Source organism: Lysobacter sp. 1R34A, assembly GCF_051217035.1.
GTDB lineage: Bacteria > Pseudomonadota > Gammaproteobacteria > Xanthomonadales > Xanthomonadaceae > Lysobacter.
Genome location: NZ_JBPKJP010000001.1, coordinates 57,723 through 78,817, shown reverse-complemented (window position 1 = coordinate 78,817; position 21,095 = coordinate 57,723). Strand labels below are relative to the sequence as shown.

The 21,095-nt window shown below is 68.4% G+C and carries 22 protein-coding genes; 9 read left to right on the top strand and 13 right to left on the bottom strand.

Annotated elements, in window-relative coordinates:
• Positions 1 to 26: 26 nt before the first annotated feature.
• Genes ACSAMQ_RS00290 through ACSAMQ_RS00275 form a run of 4 tightly spaced genes read right to left on the bottom strand, consistent with a single transcriptional unit; the run spans position 27 to position 3,925 of the window.
• Positions 27 to 746, bottom strand: coding sequence for a histidine phosphatase family protein (locus ACSAMQ_RS00290; RefSeq protein ID WP_435393710.1), 720 nt, complete (start codon positions 744 to 746; stop codon positions 27 to 29).
• 1 nt (position 747) lies between these two features.
• Entirely contained in the window at positions 748 to 1,845 is a 1,098-nt protein-coding gene (locus tag ACSAMQ_RS00285) for a phosphotransferase family protein (protein ID WP_435393709.1), read from the bottom strand.
• Positions 1,842 to 2,681, bottom strand: coding sequence for an SDR family oxidoreductase (locus tag ACSAMQ_RS00280; RefSeq protein WP_435393708.1), 840 nt, complete (start codon positions 2,679 to 2,681; stop codon positions 1,842 to 1,844). Before ACSAMQ_RS00280 ends, ACSAMQ_RS00285 begins: the two co-directional genes overlap by 4 nt.
• The gene (locus ACSAMQ_RS00275) at positions 2,678 to 3,925 is read right to left on the bottom strand and encodes an acyl-CoA dehydrogenase family protein (protein ID WP_435393707.1); all 1,248 of its coding nucleotides are present in this window, start codon (positions 3,923 to 3,925) and stop codon (positions 2,678 to 2,680) included. Before ACSAMQ_RS00275 ends, ACSAMQ_RS00280 begins: the two co-directional genes overlap by 4 nt.
• Before the next feature lie 90 nt (positions 3,926 to 4,015).
• Between ACSAMQ_RS00275 and ACSAMQ_RS00270 the strand changes: the two genes are divergently transcribed.
• Positions 4,016 to 4,942, top strand: a complete 927-nt coding sequence (locus tag ACSAMQ_RS00270; RefSeq protein ID WP_435393706.1) for a LysR family transcriptional regulator — start codon at positions 4,016 to 4,018, stop codon at positions 4,940 to 4,942.
• 823 nt (positions 4,943 to 5,765) lie between these two features.
• Here ACSAMQ_RS00270 and ACSAMQ_RS00265 read toward each other — a convergent pair.
• Positions 5,766 to 6,503: a SapC family protein gene (locus ACSAMQ_RS00265; RefSeq protein WP_435393705.1), complete on the bottom strand. Its 738-nt coding sequence runs from the start codon at positions 6,501 to 6,503 to the stop codon at positions 5,766 to 5,768.
• Between the two features lie 356 nt (positions 6,504 to 6,859).
• On the opposite strand from ACSAMQ_RS00265, the gene ACSAMQ_RS00260 reads away from it, so the two are divergent.
• Positions 6,860 to 7,072: a hypothetical protein gene (locus tag ACSAMQ_RS00260; protein WP_435393704.1), complete on the top strand. Its 213-nt coding sequence runs from the start codon at positions 6,860 to 6,862 to the stop codon at positions 7,070 to 7,072.
• A gap of 44 nt (positions 7,073 to 7,116) precedes the next feature.
• Here ACSAMQ_RS00260 and crcB read toward each other — a convergent pair whose 3' ends face one another.
• Both crcB and ACSAMQ_RS00250 read right to left on the bottom strand, forming a co-directional pair.
• A complete protein-coding gene (gene crcB / locus ACSAMQ_RS00255; RefSeq protein ID WP_435393703.1) occupies positions 7,117 to 7,503 on the bottom strand; it encodes a fluoride efflux transporter CrcB in 387 nt (128 codons plus the stop codon).
• Between the two features lie 85 nt (positions 7,504 to 7,588).
• Positions 7,589 to 9,031 (bottom strand): replication-associated recombination protein A, encoded by a 1,443-nt coding sequence (locus ACSAMQ_RS00250; RefSeq protein WP_435393702.1) that lies wholly within the window; start codon positions 9,029 to 9,031, stop codon positions 7,589 to 7,591.
• Between the two features lie 235 nt (positions 9,032 to 9,266).
• On the opposite strand from ACSAMQ_RS00250, the gene ACSAMQ_RS00245 reads away from it, so the two are divergent.
• A complete protein-coding gene (locus ACSAMQ_RS00245) occupies positions 9,267 to 9,803 on the top strand; it encodes a glycoside hydrolase family 108 protein (protein ID WP_435393701.1) in 537 nt (178 codons plus the stop codon).
• Between the two features lie 152 nt (positions 9,804 to 9,955).
• Positions 9,956 to 10,432 (top strand): N-acetyltransferase family protein, encoded by a 477-nt coding sequence (locus ACSAMQ_RS00240; protein WP_435393700.1) that lies wholly within the window; start codon positions 9,956 to 9,958, stop codon positions 10,430 to 10,432.
• A gap of 98 nt (positions 10,433 to 10,530) precedes the next feature.
• On the opposite strand, the gene ACSAMQ_RS00235 is transcribed toward ACSAMQ_RS00240, so the two are convergent.
• The 4 genes from ACSAMQ_RS00235 to ACSAMQ_RS00220 form a co-directional block, all read right to left on the bottom strand.
• Positions 10,531 to 11,007, bottom strand: coding sequence for a hypothetical protein (locus ACSAMQ_RS00235; RefSeq protein WP_435393699.1), 477 nt, complete (start codon positions 11,005 to 11,007; stop codon positions 10,531 to 10,533).
• A 114-nt stretch (positions 11,008 to 11,121) separates the two neighbouring features.
• Positions 11,122 to 11,754 carry an outer membrane lipoprotein chaperone LolA gene (gene lolA / locus ACSAMQ_RS00230; RefSeq protein ID WP_435393698.1) on the bottom strand — a complete coding sequence of 211 codons (633 nt, stop codon included), beginning with the start codon at positions 11,752 to 11,754 and terminating at the stop codon, positions 11,122 to 11,124.
• 102 nt (positions 11,755 to 11,856) lie between these two features.
• A complete protein-coding gene (locus ACSAMQ_RS00225; protein ID WP_435393697.1) occupies positions 11,857 to 14,220 on the bottom strand; it encodes a DNA translocase FtsK in 2,364 nt (787 codons plus the stop codon).
• A gap of 370 nt (positions 14,221 to 14,590) precedes the next feature.
• Entirely contained in the window at positions 14,591 to 15,661 is a 1,071-nt protein-coding gene (locus ACSAMQ_RS00220; protein WP_435393696.1) for an alanine dehydrogenase, read from the bottom strand.
• Between the two features lie 455 nt (positions 15,662 to 16,116).
• Here ACSAMQ_RS00220 and trxB point away from each other — a divergent pair, with 455 nt between their 5' ends.
• From trxB to infA, 4 genes are all read left to right on the top strand, one after another.
• Entirely contained in the window at positions 16,117 to 17,070 is a 954-nt protein-coding gene (gene trxB, locus ACSAMQ_RS00215; RefSeq protein ID WP_435393695.1) for a thioredoxin-disulfide reductase, read from the top strand.
• Positions 17,071 to 17,239: 169 nt separating this feature from the next.
• Positions 17,240 to 18,442 (top strand): GNAT family N-acetyltransferase, encoded by a 1,203-nt coding sequence (locus tag ACSAMQ_RS00210; RefSeq protein WP_435393884.1) that lies wholly within the window; start codon positions 17,240 to 17,242, stop codon positions 18,440 to 18,442.
• Positions 18,439 to 19,176 (top strand): leucyl/phenylalanyl-tRNA--protein transferase, encoded by a 738-nt coding sequence (gene aat, locus ACSAMQ_RS00205; protein WP_435393694.1) that lies wholly within the window; start codon positions 18,439 to 18,441, stop codon positions 19,174 to 19,176. The genes ACSAMQ_RS00210 and aat overlap by 4 nt, the downstream gene beginning before the upstream one ends.
• Positions 19,177 to 19,321: 145 nt before the next feature.
• Positions 19,322 to 19,540 carry a translation initiation factor IF-1 gene (gene infA, locus ACSAMQ_RS00200; protein WP_031372296.1) on the top strand — a complete coding sequence of 73 codons (219 nt, stop codon included), beginning with the start codon at positions 19,322 to 19,324 and terminating at the stop codon, positions 19,538 to 19,540.
• 162 nt (positions 19,541 to 19,702) lie between these two features.
• Here infA and ACSAMQ_RS00195 read toward each other — a convergent pair whose 3' ends face one another.
• Positions 19,703 to 19,909, bottom strand: a complete 207-nt coding sequence (locus ACSAMQ_RS00195; RefSeq protein WP_435393693.1) for a hypothetical protein — start codon at positions 19,907 to 19,909, stop codon at positions 19,703 to 19,705.
• A gap of 112 nt (positions 19,910 to 20,021) precedes the next feature.
• Entirely contained in the window at positions 20,022 to 20,219 is a 198-nt protein-coding gene (locus tag ACSAMQ_RS00190; protein ID WP_435393692.1) for a hypothetical protein, read from the bottom strand.
• Between the two features lie 496 nt (positions 20,220 to 20,715).
• Here ACSAMQ_RS00190 and ACSAMQ_RS00185 point away from each other — a divergent pair, with 496 nt between their 5' ends.
• Positions 20,716 to 21,066 (top strand): DUF6491 family protein, encoded by a 351-nt coding sequence (locus ACSAMQ_RS00185; protein WP_435393691.1) that lies wholly within the window; start codon positions 20,716 to 20,718, stop codon positions 21,064 to 21,066.
• Positions 21,067 to 21,095: the final 29 nt, after the last annotated feature.

Genomic DNA, 21,095 nt, shown 5'->3' with positions numbered 1-21,095 from the left:
TCCCAGTGGCGATTGCCACGATCGGTTCAGCGATAAGTGACGAGGCCTTCGCGCGCCTGCAGATGCGCGTGACCGTTGAAGGTGGACAGCCGCAGGCCGCTGCGCGCGACGTGCAACTGGGTAACGCCGGCGTTGACCAGGCTCCAGCTCAGGCGCAGCGCCTGCGCGTCCGGCGCATCGAGCAGGCCTTGCACGACCGCGGCGATCGGGCCGCCCGAGGTGAACACCCACACGTTGGCCGAGCCCGCCGCGGCGTCGGCCGCGGCCTGCAAGGCGTCGCGACAGCGCTGCCGGAACGCCGGCCAGCTCTCGCTGTAATCGTGGTCGTGCTCGCCGCCGGCCCAGCGCGCCATCGCCGCGGCGAACAACGACTGGAAGGCGCGGCGTGGATCGGCGGCTGCGCCCAGCTCGGCGATCAGGCGTTCGTGGTCGCCGTATTCGGGGCGATGACGGGCGACGATTTCGCGATGGTCGAACTCGTTCCAGCGCGGGTCGGTCGCCATCTCTGGCGCCCGCGCCTCGAGCCCTTTCCCGCGGCCCGAGTGCATCGCCGCCAGGCATTCCTCCGCGGTCTGCCGATGCCGGCGCATGCCGCCGGCGACGACCCGGTCGCCCTCGCGCCACAGCGGCGCGAGCGCGGCGCCGAGCAAGCGCGACTGTTCGCGGCCGCGCTCGCTGAGTTCGTCGTAGTCGGCCGCGCCGAACGCGGCTTGCCCATGGCGGACCAGGTGGATGCTCGCCGCCATCTCAGGCGCCCGGCCCGCGGCGGTCGCGCGCGATCGCGCGGCGGCAACGCCAGTGCAGATAGTTCACCGACAGCCAGAAGCGCTTGAACGCCGGGTTGCGAGTCTGGCCGTGGTGATAGCGGTAGTAGATCTGTTGCGCGATCGCCGACAGGCGGAACAGGCCATAGACCTCATAGAAGGCCCAGCTGCGCGGGCGCAGGCCGGTGCGTTCGCTGTAGTACTCCATCACTTCGCGGCGGCTGAGCATGCCGGGCAGATGGGTCGGTTGCCGGCGAGTGCTCTGGGCGATGAAGTCGTCTCCGGCCTCGACCCAGTAAGCCAGGGTATTGCCGAGATCCATCAGCGGGTCGCCGAGCGTGGCCAGCTCCCAGTCGAGCACGCCGATCACCCGGGTCGGGTCCCGCGCATCGAGCACCACGTTGTCGAACCGGAAGTCGTTGTGGGTGAGGCAGATGCGCTCCTCCTGCGGCAGGTTGGCGCGCAGCCAGTCGATGATCGCGCGGCCACTGGGCACGTTCCAGGTGCGGGCATCGGCATAACGCCGGCTCCAGCCGTCGATCTGGCGCTGGATGTAGCCGGCGCCGGCGGCGAGCTGTTCCAGCCCGGCTGCGCGGTGGTCGACCTGGTGCAAGGCGATCAAGGTATCGAGTACGTTGACGCACAGGCTGCGCACCTGTTCGCGCGACAGCTCGACACCGCGCGGCAGGTTCTTGCGCGGGATCGGGCCGTCCAGGCGCTCCATCACGTAGAACTCGACGCCGATCACCGTCTCATCGCTGCAGTGGGCGTGCATCGCCGGCACGAACGGGAACACCGGTTTCAAGGCCTGCTGAATCCGGTACTCGCGGCCCATGTCGTGCGCCGACTTGGCCTTCCTGCCGGCCGGCGGGCGGCGCAGGATCAGGTCGTCGTTGTCGTAATGCAGGCGGTAGGTCCAATTGGACGCGCCGCCGGCGTACTGACTGACCACCGGCGTGCCGCGCAGATGCGGCAGGCGTGGTTTCAGCCAGGCGTCGACGGCGGCGGCATCGAGTTCTTCCCCGGCGCGCACCGCGCGGCTGCCGTCGCCGGCGGCATCGTTGGCGACGCGCTCGCTCATGCCCTGCCGTCCGCGCCGGCCGGCTTCTTCCTGGCGCGGCCGCCCTGCCCGGCGCGGCGCATCGCCGCCTCGTAAAAGCGATAGGGCAGCAGGCGCTTGAGCATCCAGAAACGCCGCGCCGAGGCATGAGTCAGGATGCGGAATTCGCCGCGGGCGACGCCGTCGCGGATCATCGCCGCGATCTCGTCGGCGCCGATGCCGGCCTCGTCGACCAACTTGCGCATCCAGCGCGCATAACGCGGGTCGGTGTTGCGCAGGCTTTCGCCGAGGTTGGTGCGGAAGAACGCCGGACAAGCGACGGCGAGGCGGATGCCGTCGGCCCCGAGTTCGGCCTTGAGGGTCTCCGACAGCGCCACCACCGCGGCCTTGGTGGCGTTGTAGGCGGCCGCGTACGGCGGGTGGATCAGCCCGGCCATCGAGGCGATGTTGAGTATCGTGCCGCCGCCCTGGCGGCGCAGGATCGGCGCGAAGACCTTGCAGCCGCGCACCACGCCGAGCAGGTTGACGTCGATCATCCATTGCCAGTCGGCGATGGGCATCGCTTCCAGCGGGCCCATGTCGGCGACGCCGGCGTTGTTGACGACCAGGTCGACGCCCTGCCACTGCGCCAGCAGCCAGTCGGCCGCGGCCTGCAGGTCTTCTTCGCGGGTCACGTCGCAATGCAGGCAGTGCGCGGTCGCACCGAGCGCCTGCAAGGCCGCGAGGGTTTCCGCGCCGCGCATGGCGTTGACGTCGCCGATGCACACGCGCGCCCCCTCGCGCGCATAGCCTTCGGCGAGCGCGCGGCCGAGGCCGGAGGCGCCGCCGGTGATGAAGACTCGTCGGCCCGCGCTCATGCGGCTTCCCTGGCGCTGCGGCCGAGGCCGTATTTGGCCAGTTCCATGCGCGCGACCATGGCGCGATGCACTTCGTCGGGTCCGTCGGCGATGCGCAAGGCGCGCGCGATCATGAACAAACCGGTCAGCGGCACATCGTGGGACACCCCGGCGCCGCCATGGATCTGGATCGCCTGGTCGACGATGTCCTGCAGCAGGTTCGGCGCGACCACCTTGATGGCCGAGATTTCGGTCATCGCTGCCTTCACTCCGAAACGTTCGATCTTCCAGGCCGCGTACAGGGTCAGCAGACGCGCCTGATCGATGGCGATGCGCGCCTGGGCGACGCGTTCGAGGTTGCCGCCGAGGCGCAGGATCGGCTGGCCGAAGGCCAGGCGCGCGCTGCCGCGGCGGATCATCAGTTCCAGGGCGCGCTCGGCCGCACCGATGGCGCGCATGCAGTGGTGGATGCGGCCCGGCCCGAGCCGGCCCTGGGCGATCGCGAAGCCCTGCCCCAGCCCGACCAGCAACTGGTCCTTCGGCACGCGCACGTTGTCGAATACGACTTCGCCATGACCGTAAGGCGGGTCGTACTCGCCGAAGGTCGGCAGCATGCGTTCGACCCGCACGCCCGGCGCGTCCAGCGGCACCAACACCATGCTGTGGCGCGCGTGAGGTTCGGCCTCGGGGTTCGACAACCCCATGAAGATCGCCAGCCGCGCATCGGGATGGCCGATGCCGGTCGACCACCACTTGCGCCCGTCGAGCACCAGTTCGTCGCCGTCGGCGCGAATCGTCGCCTGCATGTTGGTCGCGTCCGAGGAGGCCACACCGGGTTCGGTCATGCAGAACACCGAGCGGATCTCCCCGGCCAGCAACGGCGCCAGCCAGCGCGCTTTCTGCGCCGGCGTGCCGAAGTGATGCAGCACTTCCATGTTGCCGGTGTCGGGCGCGTTGCAGTTGAAGACTTCCGCGGCGAATTCGTAGTGCCCCATCGCCTCGGCCAGGGGCGCGTATTCGAGCACCGACAGGCCGCCGCCGAGCCCGGCATCGGGCAGGAACAAATTCCACAGCCCGGCCTCGCGCGCCAGCGCCTTGAGTTCGCCGATACGCGGATGCACGCGCCAACGGCGCCAGTCGGCGCCGGCGTTGAGTTCGGCGTTCTCGCGACGGTACCGGGCCTCGAACGGCTCGATGTGTTCGGCGATGAAGCCGCGCAGGCGTTGCAAGTGCTCGACGGTACGGGCGCTCGGAGCGAAGTCCATCACGGATTCCTGGCGCGGGCGGCGGCCCGGTCCGGATCATCCTAGGCGGGCGGCCGGGCTGAATGAAGTGATATTTGCTAACTTCCCATCATGAGCCAGATTCACAGCAGGACCGACCAGCTCGACCTCAACCTGCTCAAGGTGTTCGAGGCGGTGTATCGCGAACAGAACCTCAGCCGCGCCGCCCAGGCCTTGTTCCTGACCCCGTCGGCGGTCAGCCACGCCGTGGCCCGCCTGCGCCTGCAGTTCGGCGACCCCTTGTTCGTCCGCGACGGCCGCCGCATGAGCCCGACCCCGGCCTGTCAACGCTTGGCGCCGAGCCTGCTCGACGCCCTCGGCCGGCTGCGCGAACTGCTGCAGCAATGGGACCGCTTCGATCCGGCGCGAACCCGGCAGTCGTTCCGCATCGGCATGCCCGATGCGACCGAGAGCGCCTTGCTGCCGGCGCTGGCGCAGGCGCTGGATGCGCAGGCGCCGGGCGCGACCCTGGCGAGCGTCGCGGTGGCGCGGCGCGAACTCGGCCGCGAACTCGCCGGCGGCCAGGTCGACCTGGCCATCGATGTGGCGCTGCCGATCAGCGAACCGGTGCGGCACCGGCCCCTGTTCCAGGACGGCTTCTGCGTAGTGATGCGCCGCGGCCACGCGCTGGCGAAACGGCTGAGCTTGAAGCAGTACCTGCAGGCGCGGCATGTCGCGGTGTCGACCCGCGCCAGTGGTCAGGTGATCGAGGACATCGCCCTGCTCAACCTCGGCCTGCAGCGGCCGATCGCGTTGCGCTGCCAGAACTACCACTCCGCCTGCCAGGTCGTGGCCGAGTCCGACCACCTGCTGACCATGCCGGCCGGCCTGGCCGGGCGCATCGCCGCCAGCGCCCAGTTGCAGCGCGCCACGGTGCCGTTCGCGCTGCCGGCGGCGCAGCTGCATCTGTACTGGCACGCCAACAGCGAGTTCGACCCGGCGAACCAGTGGTTGCGGGAGCTGGTGGTGGGGGTATGCGAGAAGGGGGTGTTTGGGTGAGTTCGTTTTTGCGCTATTGGGTGCAGGGCTAGCCGCGGCCAGCCATTCCGATCTTGCGTCGTCTTCGGAGGCTCCTTGTAGGAGCGACGTGAGTCGCGACCGCGGAACGCGCGGAGATCTGAAGGCCGTCGTTATCCATCGAAGCTACGCGCTTTCGCCAGGGCAGGCGCGGCGCAAGCCGCGACCGCCATGCTTCGGTCTTGCGCCGTTTGTGATGTCCTGTGTAGGAGCGACGTGAGTCGCGACACGGGACGCGCAGAGATAACGTGGCCGTCGTCATTCTTCGAAGCGACGCGCCTTCGCCAGGGTAGGAGCGGCGCGAGCCGCGACATCGCTGCGGCGGTCTTGCGGCGCGTCGCTGTCGAGTGAGATCAAAGATCAAGATCAAACCCAAAGCTTCCGCCACTAAAGCGGCGGGTTACTTTCTTTTGTCTAAAGCAACAAAAGAAAGGTAACCAAAGAAAAATGCTTGTTTTTGAATCAGGGCCCCGCACGAGCGATGCTTCCGCGGAGATTTTTCATACGGGACATCCCTGTCCCGATGAAAAACGGCCCGCATCCCTGCGGGCCGCCCTTTGGGTCTTCCATGGCCTTCGCTAGTTCGAAGCTACGCACCGCCACCGCCACCGCCACCGCAGCGAAGGATGGTTTGGGGTAACCCGAGACGATGCGAGACTGAGGCATGGCGGCCGCGACTCGTGTCGCTTCTGCCTATGTTTCGTCGCACATCGCAATCGCAATCGCAATCGCGATCCTGTTGCCTATAAGCTCGGCGGCCGAGATTACCGGCGGGGCCGTTCGGCGCCCGCCGGCACGGCGCGATTCAGTTCGTCGTCGCGGTCTTGGCTTGCGCTTCCTGGGCCAGCGCCGACAGCCGGTCGAGGTTCTGCATCGAGGTGAGGTGGGTGTAGATCAGCCCGAGCGCGCCGGAGCGCAGCAGGTCCGGGATCAATTCGTCGCCGAGCTTGAGCAGGCGCTCTTCCGACACCACGTAAACGCCGCCGAGCTCGCGCTGCGGCTCGCCTTCGCCGCCGAACCGGATCACCCGCTGCTCCAGCAGGTCGAGTTCCTTGAGCTTGGCGGTGAACGCGGCGGTGCGCCGGAACTCGTCGTGGTAGCTGGCCATGAAGCCCATCGCCCGCGCGAGGTTTTCGCTGTCCTCGCCGCTCTCCTGGAACAGCGGCTCGCCCTCCTCTTCCGACAGGCCGTCGTAGGCCATGTCGATGCAGACCGTCATCGTGTTGTTGGCGCGGTCTTCGGTGAGGATGAAGGGGTACTGGCGCAGGAACGCCGGCACGTAGCCGCGCTTCCAGCGCGCATCTTCGCCGACGTAGAGATTTTCCTCGTTGCGCAGGCCGACCATGATCGCCGGCAGGTAATCGCCGCTTTCGAGCTTGGCGAACACGATGGCGTACTCGCAGGCGGCCTGCGTGAACTCGACCGTGGTCAACGGCACCGAGTTGAGCCCGGCGGCGAAGCGGGCGTTGTGCGAGGACGAGCGCAGACGCAGGCGGCGATGGGTGTGGCGGTTCAACGGCACGACTTTGTCGTAGATCAGCATGGAAGTCCCGAATCTGTGGTGTGTCCGCCGACCCGGCGGGTGCGGCGACGATGCCGCATCGCCATGACAGTTACAACGGGCCGGCGCCGGGCCGCGCGAAGCGACCCGGCAGCGGCGCCCGCTGCGGACACGCCCCGGGCCTGCCCCAGCGCCGGTGAAGGCAACTTTCACGTGCGCCGACGCCAGTCAAAGCTGTCATCACGTCGCATCCCATATCGTGATTGCCGGCACATACAAGCCATACGTGCCGGGTGCAGAGAAGGGGAAGTGCTTTGTTCAAGGTGTCATTGCGGGAACACGCTCTGCTGAGCGTGCTAGTGGGATTGCAGCGCGGGGTGCAGCCGGAAACCAGCCACATGAAGCACGTTCTGATCGAGGACGGCCTGGCCCTGAGCCACGACGGCCGCCTGATCCTGTCGAACGCCGGCATGACCTTGCTGCAGGCCCTGCAGCACATGGTCTGGGCCGAGGTGGAATCGCTGCAGCAAGTCCTGGCCAACAAGCTGACCGCGCCGAGCGACGACGTGCTGCGCATGTCGCGCCATCCGGTGCCGCCCTCGACCGAGTGAATTTCGAACGTCCGTTCGGCCGGCGCCCCGCTTGGCCGGAACGCTCAGCCGGCGCGTTCCCAGGCCTGCATGCTGGCCACGCCGGCGGCGGTCATCGCGAACGAGCCCAGCATGTGCAGGGCCGCCACGCCGAACGCCCAGCCGAACTGCTGGCGCCCGAGCAACTGCACGACCTCGGCCGAGAATGTAGAAAAGGTGGTCAGCCCGCCGAGCAGGCCGGTGACGATGAACAAGCGCCACTCCGGCGCGATCGAAGGATGCTGCGAGAACCAGGCCACGGCCAGGCCGATGCCGTAGCCGCCGACCAGGTTCGCCGCCAGGGTACCCAGCGGCAGGCTGGCATGGCCGGGGTTGAGCCAGACGGCCAGTCCCCAGCGCGCCCAGGCCCCGATCGCGGCGCCGAGGCCGATTGCCAAGAACGAAACCCACATCGTTGCGATCTCCCGCCTTGCCTGTGCCTGTCGCGGCCGCGCGTCGCGAGCGGCCGCGTCCCCCATCGAGTATGCCCTCGCCGGCTCAGCCGACTTCGCCCGCGCCCGGCTCGCCGTCGCCACCGCCCTCGCCGTCCTGCGCGCCGCGCGCCTGCGCACGCAATACGCGCAGGCGGGCGAGCTTCTCGCCGAGCTTGATCTCCAGGCCGCGCGCAACCGGCTGGTAGTACACCCGCTCGCCCATCGCATCGGGGAAGCCGGTCTGGTCCAGGGCGATGCCGCCGACCGCGTCGTGGTCGTACTGATAGCCCTTGGCGTAGCCCAGCCGTTCCATCAGCTTCGTCGGCGCGTTGCGCAGGTGCATCGGCACGTCCTGGGTGCCGTACTGGCCGACGTCGCTCTTGGCCGCGTTGAAGGCCGCGTAGGCCGCGTTCGATTTGGCCGTGCTCGCCAGGTAGATCACCACCTGGGCCAGGGCCAGATCGCCTTCCGGGCTGCCGAGCCGGTCGTAGGTGTCCCAGGCGTCGACCGCCATCTGCTGGGCGCGCGGATCGGCCAGGCCGATGTCCTCGACCGCCATGCGCACGATCCGGCGCGCGAGGTAATGCGGGTCGCAGCCGCCGTCGAGCATCCGCGCGAACCAGTACAGCGCCGCGTCCGGGTTGGAGCTGCGCACCGATTTGTGCAGGGCCGAGATCTGGTCGTAGAACTGGTCGCCGCCCTTGTCGAAGCGGCGGGTGCGATCGGCCAGCACCTGGGCCAGGGTCGCCTCGGTGATGAGGCCGCCCTCGTCCTGCGACAGCTCGGCGGCGATCTCCAGCAGGGTCAGAGCGCGGCGCACGTCGCCGTCGGCGGCGGTGGCGATCTGCAACAGCAGGTCGTCGCCGACCCGGATCGATTGTCCGCCGAGGCCGCGCTCCTCGTCTTCGAGCGCGCGCTGCAGGGACTGGCGGATGTCCTCCGGCGACACCGCTTCCATCACGTGCACGCGGCACCGCGACAGCAGCGCCGAGTTGAGTTCGAACGAAGGGTTTTCGGTGGTGGCGCCGACGAACAGGATGGTGCCGCGCTCGATGTGCGGCAGGAACGCGTCCTGCTGGTTCTTGTTGAAGCGGTGCACCTCGTCGACGAACAGCACGGTGCGGCGCCCGTCGGCGAAACGGTGGGCGGCCTCGGCCAGCACCTGGCGCACTTCCGGCAGGCCCGACAGCACCGCCGAGATCGCCTTGAACTCGGCATCGGCGTAGCGCGCCAGCAGCAGCGCCAGGGTGGTCTTTCCGCAGCCCGGCGGCCCCCACAGGATCATCGAATGCACGCGTCCGGACTCGACCGCGCGGCGCAGCGCCGAGCCCGGCGCGAGCAGACGGCGCTGGCCGACCATCTCGTCGAGGGCGCGCGGGCGCATGCGCTCGGCCAGCGGGCGCAGGCCGTCGCGGTCGACGCTCAACAGGTCGCGTTCGTTATCGGCGGAGGGGACGTTTCGGCGGGCCACGGGGCGCACGGGTTCCGGTGTCTTACGGTCCGACACGATAGCAAGATAGCGCCGGCGGCGGCCCGCCCCCCGGCGCAAGCCCTTGATCCAGCGGGATTTCGCAAACCGCCTCCGGCCGCGGGTCGAGCGTGGCGGCAGGCGCGGCGGCGAGTGGGTAGGATCCCCGACCGGGCCTCGGCGCACGCGCCGCTCACATCGCCGGGCCGGCGACGTTTCCCCTGCTACCCACCCGGCGCGCCGGAACTCCATCCACTGACAAGCGAGGATCGCGATGGCGGATTTCAACGAGTATTTCCCGCAGTTGCTGACGTTCGAGGGCGGCTACGTGGACGACCCGGCCGACCCGGGCGGCGCCACCAACAAGGGCATCACCCTGGCGACCTTCGAGGCGCATGCGCAATCCTTGCTCGGCATCGCCCCGACCCTCGACAACCTCAAGGCCCTGAGCAACGGCCAGGCGGCGGTCCTGTACAAGACCCTGTACTGGGACCCGCTGTATTGCGATGCGATCGGCCTGCAGTGCCTGGCCGAGGACCTGTTCGATTTCCAGGTCAACGCCGGCTTCCATGCGGTGCTGCTGTTGCAGACCCTGCTCGGCCCGCCGGTGAAGGCCGACGGCCGTTTCGGCCCGGACACCCTCGCGGCGCTGCACGCGGCCGATCAGGCGGCGCTCTACCCGGCTTATCGCCAGGGCCGCATCGATTACTACCAAAGCCTGGCCAGCGAGCATCCGGTCCTGCAGCGTTTCCTGCCCGGCTGGCTCAAGCGTGCCCAGTGGTTCCCTGAGCAGGCGCCGGCGCAGGCCTAGCGCCGGGCGACAACCGGTGCCGGCGTTCAACCGTACCTCCAGCGGCATCGTAAAGGCCCGATCGCGTCATCCCGGTCGCGGCGCCGCGGCCGCACAATGAGCGGCCGCATCGACCCTCAGGAACCGGCGTTGCCCGCAACGCCGCCGACGCCATGACCGCCACCGCCCTTCGGATCCGCCCGGCACGCGCAGACGACCGCGCCGCCGTGCTGGCCCTGCTCGAGGAAACCTTCCTCGACACCTGGCGCCCGCAGCTGACCGCGCAGGCCATCGCCGCCTATCGCCGCGGCGGCGGCACCGAGCGCTTCGTGGAAGCCCATTGGCACCGCTTCGTGATCGCCGAGCTCGACGGGCGCCTGGCCGGGTTCGCCCACCGCGAGGACGGTTTCGTCGATGCCCTGCACGTGACCGCCTCGGCGCGCCGGCGCGGTGTCGCAAGGCAGTTGATGGCGACACTGGAAGCGGCGATGCGCGCCGAGGGCATCGCGACCGCGAGCCTGGAAACCGACACCTTCAATAGCGCCAGCCAGGCTTTGTACCTGGCATTGGGCTACCGCGAGACCGCGCGTTACCCCGACGAAGAATGGAACAGCGGGCTGACCACGATCCTCTACGAAAAGTCGCTGTAACCGCGCTGCCGCAGGCGTCGGTCGGCGCCGCTCGGGGCACGGCCCCGGGCGGAGGTCGCCGATGCGGGAATCGCCCGCCTCAAACGCTCGCGCCAGCGCTATTTTTTCAGGAAGAACTGACGCAGCATCGCGCTGGCGTCCTTGCCGTCCTGGGCGCAAACGGAACAGAAGGTGCCGCGTCCATCGACCGGCCCTTCGTAGCGCCACGAAAACGTGCGGTCGTACTTGTTGGCCTTGCCGGCGCGCATGGGGTCGGCGACATCCGAAAGACGGACCGTATCGGTCCCCGGAGTGACATAGAGCACGTGCTTGTTCGGAAAGCCGACCTTGAAACACGCCTCGCCGCCGCAATCGGCGACGCCGAGGTACGCCAGCTTCACCGTCTTGTCGTCGCTGCCGTACTGATACTCGATGTTCGCGCGCTTACCGTGTTCTTTCCAGAACGAAATGGCTTCCCGATCCCGGCTGCCGTGACTGCCGGTTTCGAAAGACGCGACTTTCGCATCCGGCGCGGTCTGGGCGACGGCGGGAGAGGCAGACAACAACAGCAAGGCAGCAATGCACGCGTTTTTCATGGCTCGATCCTTTGAGAAGTTCACAACACCGGCCGGGCCGGTCCTGATCCTGCGTTCGCGCGCCCCGGAACCCGGGGCCGTCCAGAGCGCCTGCGCGCCGAAGCCACCGCGCCCTCAGCCTTCGCCGATCACGTCCACGCCCTTGGCCGGCGCGTACTTGAAGGTGTTCGCCGGAAAGCTCGGGTTGCGCTTCCAGCCGCTGAAGCTGATCTCGGTCTTCTGGCCCAGCGCGTCGACGATTTCCATCTTCGCCAGGCCACCGGCATTGAAGCCGAGCCTGGCGCTGCGGAAGCTGGCGTCGTTCTCGGTCTTGGGCTGCAGCGACAGCCAGTTGAGACCGCCGTTGCTGCCGTTGTCCTTGACCACGAACATCGCATCCAGGCGGGTCGGGTCGATCAGCGCGGCGAGCGGGCTGTTCTGCTCCTCGGCGCCCTGCGGACGCACGCTGACCTGCTTGAGGTCGGGTTCAAAGACCCAGACCTTCTTGCCGTCGGCGACGATCAATTGCGGGTACGGCTTGACGTACTCCCAGCGGAACAGGCGCGGCGCCGACAGCGCCACCTGGCCTTGCGAGGTTTCCTTGAGCTTGCCGTTGGCGTCGTAGACCTGCTGGGCGAACTGGCCGTCCAGGCCCTTGAGGCCGCGGGTGAAGGCGCCCAGGTCGTCGCGCGCGCCGGCGAAGGCGCTGGCCGAGAACAACACGGCGGCGATCGCGCCGGCCGCAGCGAATTTGACGGTACGAATCATCGGAATACTCCAGGACGCTTGCGCAGAGTCTGACAACAAAAAACTGAACGGGCACGCGCCAGGACCGGCCCGGCGCGTAGTGGGTTCAGCTTAAGGCCAGCCCTACTTCGGCGGCGGCGGCGCCAGCACGTTGCGGTCGCCGTTGTGCTCGGGCGGGGTGACGATGCCGGCCGCTTCCATCGCCTCGATCAGGCGCGCGGCGCGGTTGTAACCGATCTTGAGCCGGCGCTGCACGCCCGAGATCGAGGCGCGGCGGGTCTCGGTGACGATGCGCACGGCCTCGTCGTAGAGCGGGTCGGATTCGTCGCCGCCGGCATTGGCGGTTTCCGGCAGGCCGGTCGCGCCGACCACGGTGCCGTCGCCCATGGTCTGCACTTCGTCGAGCACGCCTTCGATGTAGTCCGGGCGGCCGCCGACCTGCTTGAGGTGCTCGACCACGCGGTGCACTTCCTCGTCGGAGACGAAGGCGCCGTGGACGCGCTCGGGCATCGCGGTGCCCGGCGGCAGATACAGCATGTCGCCGTGACCGAGCAGAGTCTCGGCGCCGGATTGGTCCAGGATGGTGCGCGAGTCGATCTTGCTCGACACCTGGAAGGCGATGCGGGTCGGGATGTTGGCCTTGATCAGGCCGGTGATGACGTCGACCGAGGGACGCTGGGTGGCCAGGATCAGGTGGATGCCGGCGGCGCGCGCTTTCTGCGCCAGGCGGGCGATGAGCTCTTCGACCTTCTTGCCGACGATCATCATCATGTCGGCGAATTCGTCGATGAAGATGACGATGAACGGCAAGGTCTCGAGCTGGCGCGGCGCCTCGTCGAGCTCGGGGTTCGGCTTGAACAGCGGGTCCATCATCGGCTGGCCCGCTTCCTCGGCGTCGCGGACCTTCTTGTTGAAGCCGGCCAGGTTGCGCACGCCGACCATCGACATCAGCTTGTAGCGGCGCTCCATCTCGGCCACGCACCAGCGCAGGCCGTTGGCGGCTTCCTTCATGTCGGTCACGACCGGCGCCAGCAGATGCGGAATGCCCTCGTAGACCGAGAGCTCGAGCATCTTCGGGTCGATCATCAGCATCCGCAATTCCTTCGCGGAGGCCTTGTACAGCAGGCTCAGCACCATCGCATTGACCGCGACCGACTTGCCCGAACCGGTCGTGCCGGCGACCAGCAGATGCGGCATGCGCGCCAGATCGGCCACCGTCGGCCGCCCGGCGATGTCCTTGCCGAGCGCCAGGGTCAGCGGGCTGCCGGACTTGTCGTATTCCTTCGAGCGCAGCAGCTCGGACAGATAGATCATCTCGCGGCTGGTGTTCGGCGTTTCCAGGCCGATCACCGACTTGCCGGGGATCACGTCGACCACGCGCACCGACTTGACCGACAGGCCGCGGGCGATGTCCTTGTCGAGCGAGCTGATCTGGCTGACCTTGACCCCGGGCGCGGGCTGCACCTCGAAGCGGGTGATCACCGGGCCCGGATAGGCGCCCATGACCTGGGCGTCGATGCGGAAATCCTTGAGCTTGAATTCGATCTGCCGCGACAGGGTTTCCAGGGTCTCTTCGCTGTAGCCCTTGGGTTGCGGCTTGGGATCGTCGAGCAGCGCCAGCGGCGGCAGGCCGCTGCCGTCGCCGGTGTTGAACAGCGGGATCTGGGTTTCGCGCTTGGCGCGTTCGCTCTTCTCCACCACCGGCGCAGGCGGCGGTTCGATCCGAACCTTCTCGCGCTTGGCGCGAAGCTCGGTGTCGACCTTGCGCACTTCCTCGCGCTCTTCGCGCATGACCTGGGCCTGGCGCCACTCGGTCGCCTGCTGGCTGCCGCGGCGGAACAGCTTGCTCAGGCTCGGGCCCAAGGCCATCGTCCACTGGCCCAGCTTGTCCATCACCGCGAACCAGGAAATGCCGGTGGCCAGGGTCACCGAGATCAACAGCAGCGCGAGCAGGAACAGATTGCCGCCGACCGGGCCGAAACCGGAGTACAGCGAACGCCCGACCAGCTGGCCGAGGATGCCGCCGCTGCCGGCGGAAAAATCGTCGGCCGGGCCGAAACGCAGTTGCAGCAGGCCGGTCGCCGAGACCAGGAAACCGACGATGCCGATCAGGCGCAGCGCCGGGCCGAGGTCGGCTTCGCCGTCGCCGTCGCTGTCCATGCCGAACAAAGCGATCCAGGCGATCGCGCCGAGCATGATCGGCAGCAGGAAGGCGACGTAGCCGCACAGGTACAGCAACACGTCGGCGGTCCAGGCGCCGACGCGGCCGCCGACGTTGTGCAGCGGCGCGGTGATCGAGCCCGAATGCGACCAGCCCGGATCGGACGGCGAGAACGTCATCAGGCTCGCCAGCAGGTACAGCAGCAGCGGCGCGATCACGATCAGGACGATGTCGCGCATTAGCCGCTGACGTCGCGGCGACGGCGGGCGCTTTTCGGTCTCGGCCGCTTTGGCCTTCTTGCGACTGGCTGTGGGAGCTTGCGCCACCGTGATGTGCTGCCTTAGGTTGATACTGTTAGTTGTTGAATATACAGCCGAATCGAGCCGAGTGGAAAGAAAGCGGCTAGGCGCCCGCCAGCGGGCCGCCGCGCCCTGCCCCGATTCCGCTGCGGCGACGGCGTCCGGGCCGCATCGCCCCGGCCGACCCGACCGCCGACGGCACCGCCACCCCACCGGCCTCAACAAAACGGGGCGGCGGCGGGACACTGGCGCACCGGCCACCGCCCCACCTTACCGCCCCGCTCCGCCGGCGCAAACCGGTTCTGGGCGAGCGGCAGCGGGATCTCCCACCTCCGCTCGCCCGGCCAGCCCGGCCGTGTCCGGCCAGGTTCGGCGATGTTCTCGCCGCCTTGGCCTCTTACAGCTTCATGCCCTGCAGGGCCGGATGGATCAGCTGACCGGCCTCGACGTTGATACCGCGCACCAGCGCCGGGTTGTTGCGCCACTCGGCGCCGGCGGCCAGCTTGTTGACCCAGGGCAGGATCGCCGCGCAGATCGCCTGCGAGGAGGTCTGCGGCACGGCGCCCGGCATGTTGGTCACGCAGAAGTGAGTCACGCCCTCTTCGACGTAGGTCGGTTCCTTCCAGGTGGTCGGGCGCGAGGTCTCGAAGCAGCCGCCCTGGTCGATCGAGATGTCGACCACCACGCTGCCGTCTTCCATGCCCTTGAGCATTTCGCGGGTCAGCACGTGCGGCGCGCGCGCGCCGGTCACCAGCACCGCGCCGATCACCAGGTCGGCCGAGGCGACTTCGCGGGCGACCACGTCGACGTAGGGGAACAGCGCGGTGACGTTGTTGCCCAGACGCATCATCTGGTCCATGCGGTCCTGGCGCATTTCGAACACGGTGACGTTGGAGCCGCCGGCCGCGGCCAGCGCCGCCGACGCGCCGCCGGCCTGGCCGGCACCGAACACCACGACCTTGCCGCGCTCGGTCGACGGCAGGCCGCCGAGCAGCTTGCCCTTGCCGCTCATGGGCTGGTGCAGCAGGTGGGTGCCGACCTGGACGCCGATCTTGCCGGCGATGATCGACATCGGCGCCAGCAGCGGCAGGTCGCCGTTGGGCAGCTCGACGGTCTCGAAGGCGACGCCGGTCAGGCCGATGTCGAGCAACTGCTTGGTCAACACCGGCTCGGCGGCCAGGTGCAGGTAGCAGAACAGCAGGTGATCCTTGCGCAGGTGCTGCAGGTCGCCGGCGATCGGCTCCTTGACCTTGACGATCAGCTCGCCCTTTTCGTACAGCGCCGCCGCGTCCGGGGCGATCTTCACGCCCAGGCGAGTGTAGTCGGAGTCCTTGAACCCGCTCTTGATGCCCGCGTCCTGTTCCAGCCAGACCTCGTGGCCGCGATTGACCAGATCGCCCGCCGCGGCGGGAACGAGCGCGACGCGCCCTTCGAGGGTCTTGGTTTCCTTCGGTACGCCGATACGCATTGCTGTCTCCAGTGCGGCCCAGAAAAAACGCCGCATGCGCGGCGCCCCAAGCCTGATTGTCTAAGTTGTCGTGTGGTGTCGGAACGTTGCGGTGGAACGTGGTGCTGTGGCGAATGGGGTGGAACGAATCCTGGTCGGCGGTCCGTGCTTGCGCGTTCGTGCTCGAGCGCCGGTCTTCGAAGCGGTCCGACGGCGGCTGCGCGATCCGGCGGCGTCAGCTAGCAAGCGCCAGCCGGCACGCGCCGGTTAGATACGCCCATCGGCACGCGCCGCGTTAGCCGGCAGCGGGCGGTTCGCGCGGAACGCAACATTGCGTCCGTACGACACGCCTTGTTTTGCCGGGACGCCGCCTCCAAGCTATGCCCTGCTCCTGAAACTTCAACACGCCGGCGTATGGCCGAGATGTCGAGTTTCATTCTGCGCAGAGCGCGCTCCCAACTGCCGCGATTATATACATGACCCCTTCCAAGCACTCCCGTGTCGTCATTCTCGGTTCCGGCCCGGCCGGCTGGACTGCCGCCGTCTACGCCGCTCGCGCGAACCTGAAGCCGCTGGTGATCACGGGCCTGCAAATGGGCGGTCAGCTCATGACCACGACCGAAGTCGACAACTGGCCCGGCGACGCGCACGGCCTGATGGGCCCGGACCTGATGACGCGCATGCAGGCGCACGCTGAACGCTTCGATACCGAAGTCGTGTTCGACCACATCCACACCGCCGACCTGTCCAAGCGTCCGTTCCGGCTCAAGGGCGACAACGGCGATTACACCGCCGATGCGCTGATCATCGCCACCGGCGCGACCGCGAAGTACCTCGGCCTGCCCTCGGAAGACGCGTTCAAGGGTCGCGGTGTGTCGGCCTGCGCCACCTGCGACGGCTTCTTCTACAAGGACCAGGACGTGGCGGTGGTCGGCGGCGGCAACACCGCGGTCGAGGAAGCGCTGTACCTGTCCAACATCGCCCGCAAGGTGTATCTGGTGCATCGCCGCGACACCCTGCGCGCCGAGAAGATCATGCAGGACAAGCTGCAGGCCAAGATCCAGGCCGGCAAGATTGAGCCGGTCTGGCACCACACCGTCGACGAAGTGCTCGGCAACGACGTCGGCGTGACCGGCCTGCGGGTGAAGTCGGTGCAGGACGGCTCGACCCGCGACCTGACCATCCACGGCCTGTTCATCGCCATCGGCCATACCCCGAACACCACCTTGTTCGACGGGCAGCTCGAGATGAAGAACGGCTACCTGACCATCCAGACCGGCCTCGACGGCAACGCCACCCAGACCTCGGTGCCGGGCGTGTTCGCCGCGGGCGACGTCGCCGACCAGGTGTATCGCCAGGCCATCACCTCGGCCGGCTTCGGCTGCATGGCCGCGCTCGACGCCGAGAAGTTCCTCGACAAGGACGCCTGATGCTGCGGCCTCGCGGATCGATGCGAATCGGCCGCGAGCCCGGCGCCACCGCCCTGGCGCCGGTCCATGTAGACAGCGCCATTGCGCGCCCCCCGCGCCCGCGGCTGCGTTCGCAGCGCGGGCCCACCGACAGCGACTCGCGCCGCCCGTGACCGCAAGCCCCGATGCCCTGTCGATCCGGCTGCTCGCCTCGCTGTCCGAGGTCGCGCCGGCGCAGTGGGACGCGCTGCACGACGGTCGCAACCCGTTCGTCGCCCACGCCTTCCTGCACGGCCTGGAGCAGCACGGCTGCCTGCGCGAGGAATGGGGCTGGGCGCCGCATCACCTGAGCGTGTGGGACGGCGAGGAACTGATCGCGGCGATGCCGGCCTACCTCAAGCAGAACTCGCACGGCGAGTTCGTGTTCGATCACGCCTGGGCCCATGCCTACGCCCAGCACGGCCGCGATTACTTCCCGAAATGGCTGGCCGCGGTGCCCTACTCGCCGGTGACCGGGCCGCGCCTGCTCGCGCGCGAGGCCGCGCAGCGACCGCTGTTGCTGTCGGCGATGGCGCAGTTGTGCGAACGCCAGGGCCTGTCCTCGGCGCACGTGAATTTCCACGAAGCCTGGGAGGATGCCGCGTTCGAGCACGAGGCCTGCGGCGGCGACTGGCTGCAACGCATCGACGTGCAGTACCACTGGCGCAACGAGCCCGATGCCCAGGGCCGGCGCTGGCGGGACTTCGACCAGTTCCTGGCCGCGTTCGACCACAAGCACCGCAAGAACATCCGCCAGGAACGGGCCAAGGTCGCGCGCGCCGGGGTAAGCTTCCGCATCGTCGAAGGCGGCGATGCCCGCGATGCCGACCTGGCGACGATGCACCGCTTCTACCTGACCACCTTCGCCGAGTACGGCAACCACCCGGCGCTGACCCTGGATTTCCTGCGCCACCTGGCGCGGAGCATGCCGCGGTCGCTGGTGATCTTCCTGGCCGAACGCGAGGGCGAGCCGATCGCCGGGGCGCTGTGCCTGCGCGGCGGCGACACCTTGTACGGCCGCTACTGGGGCGCCGAGGCCGGCCTGCCCGGGCTCCATTTCGAGACCTGTTACTACCAGGGCATCGACTACTGCCTGCGCGAGGGCCTGACCCGCTTCGAGCCCGGCGCCCAGGGCGAGCACAAGCTCGCGCGCGGCTTCTTGCCGGCCTTCGTGCGCAGCCGCCACTGGATCGCCGACCCGGGCTTCCGCGGCGCCCTGCGGCCCTGGTGCCGCGACGAGGCCGCCTCGGTGCGCCAGTACGCGCGCACTCTGTCGCTGCACACCCCGTTCAAGGCGGTCGAGGCACAGGCCGGGGCGCAAACTGGGGCGACCGCCACCGAGCCGCGCCCATGAGCCAGCTGCCGATCCTGCTCTCGCCGGACCCCGACGCGCCGTTCCCGCCGCCCGAACGCGCCCTGCGCCAGCCCGACGGCCTGCTCGCGATGGGCGGCGACCTGAGCCCGGGCCGGCTGCTCAACGCTTACCGCCACGGCGTGTTTCCGTGGCCGTCGGAAGGCTATCCGCTGCTGTGGTGGTGCCCCGACCCGCGCACTGTGTTCCGCACCGACCGGGTGCGGCTGTCGTCGAAATTCCGCCGCGGCCTGCGCCGCTGCGGCTGGACGGTACGCGCCGACACCGCTTTCGCCGAAGTCGTCGCCGCCTGCGCGCAGGCGCCGCGCCCGCACCAGGACGGCACCTGGATCACCGAGGACATGCTCGCCGCCTACCGGCGCCTGCATGAGCTCGGCCACGCCCATTCGGTCGAGGTCTACGACGGCGAGCGCCTGGTCGGCGGCGTCTACGGGGTCGCGATCGGGCGCATGTTCTTCGGCGAGAGCATGTTCAGCGCCGCCTCCGGCGGCTCCAAGGTCGCCTTGGCGGCGTTGGCGCGGCACCTGCACGAATGGGGCTGGCCGCTGCTCGACGGCCAAGTCGAGAACCCGCACTTGCTCAGCCTCGGTGCCGAGTCGATGCCGCGCGAAGCGTTCCTGGCGCAGGTCGCGGCGCTGGCCGCACTGCCCGAAGCGGCCGGGTCCTGGACCGGGCGCTTCGGCGATTGGCCGGCCTCGCGCCTGGCGGAGCGCTAGCCCGGCCGGTGGCCGCCGCCCCGTCCCCCAACCGTCCCAGCCGACGGCGCGATTAACGGATTTTTGCTACCGGGCCGCCGGCGTGGCAGAATGTGCGGCTTCGCGGGCGCGCGACGCCCGCTTTTCGCGACTCCCTAGGAACCACATGGCAAAAGATGACGTGATCGAATTCGAGGGCACGGTGGCGGAAACTCTTCCGAACACCATGTTCCGCGTGCGTCTCGAAAACGGGCACGAGATCATTGCCCATATCTCGGGTCGCATGCGCAAGAACTACATTCGCATCCTGACCGGCGACAAGGTCAAGGTCGAAATGACGCCCTACGATCTCACCAAGGGTCGCATCACCTACCGCATGAAGTAATCGCGGTAAGTTATTGAAAAAAGGCGGCCTTGGCCGCCTTTTTTCATGCCTGCGATTCGCCGGGGAGCGGCCCGGCCGCCGCTGCCGGCTGTGCGTACGCGCGCGCATCGTCCGGGCGAGCGCCCGCGGTTCGGCCGCGGGCCCCGCCCGGGCGGGGCGCACTCAGAACGGCGGTGCCGGGCAGCCGTAGCGCGCCAGGCATTGGGCGACCTTGTATTCGCAATAGCCCGAATCGCTGCCGACCTCGATGCACTTGTTGTAGGTGCGCCAGCAGGCGTCGCAGGGATCGGACGCGGTCGCGGTCAGCGAGGCGGCGCTGGCGAACGCGAAGGCGGCCATCGCGGCCAGCGAAAAACGGGGCAGTTTCATGGGTGAACTCCTTTCCTTGGCGGGATGAAAACGACGGGGCCCGGCGCCGGCCTCGCGGGCACGGCTTCGCTGCCGCTGCGGCCGGCCTCGGGCGATACGAACAGCGGACCGGCTATTCCAGCGGGCAGCCGGCCTGGATCAGGCAGCGGCTGAACTCGGATTCGCACTCGGCGTTGGGATCGAGCTGGCAGGCCTGGTAGGCGTTGCGGCACAACTGGCACGGCCCCGGCCAGATGCCGGCCGCGGCCCAGGCCGAAAAACCAAAGCCGAAAGCGGCGACCGTCGCGAGCGACAACTTGCGTAGCTTCATGTGGTGCTCCTTCCTTGAGTCGACGAAGACTCGTCGGCGCTCGCCGTCCCTGGGCGCGGCTGAGAATCCCCAACGGCTCCGGCGACCGGGCCGATAGCGGACGACGACGCGACGCATGTATTGCAACCTGCCGATGATGCCTGACGACGCTAGCATCGCTCGCGCCGGCGGATCGAGCTGCACTGCGGCACCACGCACGATGGAGCTCACAGATCGCGACACGGTGCGGCGCGTCTTCTCCATGCACGATGCGCGAGGGCGATGAAACTTGCACGCAAGGCGAAAACACGGCGCCGCATCGCGGGCCGCGCGAAGGCCGCATCGAGGCCTCATAAAAGATGCTGCGAACAGACCTGGATGCACGAAGCGGCGAAACGGGTTATGCCAAACGTCATGCCGTGACGAAGGTCACAGCGACTTCTTCCAGATTCGCATGCGGCGACGCGCGCCTAACGTGGCCTCAGCTCAATCCGAGCTCGCTCATTAGGACGCCCCCATGTTGCCGTTATCAAGGACCGCTCTGGCCACCCTGCTCTGTCTTTCCGCGACCGCCGCATTCGCGGATCCGATCGACGCCTGCGTCGATCTCGGCGCCGAGGCCCAGTTGTCGCGCGTCGGAGAGAAGGCTGTCCTGGTCAAGGATGCCGACAACTACTACCGCTTGAACGTACGCAAGGGCTGCTACGACCTGGGCTTCACGCCGAAGATCACGGTCAGCGCCGAGAAGACCAAGGGCCGGGTCTGCCCCAGCGGCACCCGGATCAAGACCCAGCGCGATTTCTGCGACATCGTATCGGTCGAGAAGATCGACGAGAGCGCCTATCAGGGCTATCGCCGCGCGCGCTGAGAGAGACTCGGCGACGACCGGCCGACCGC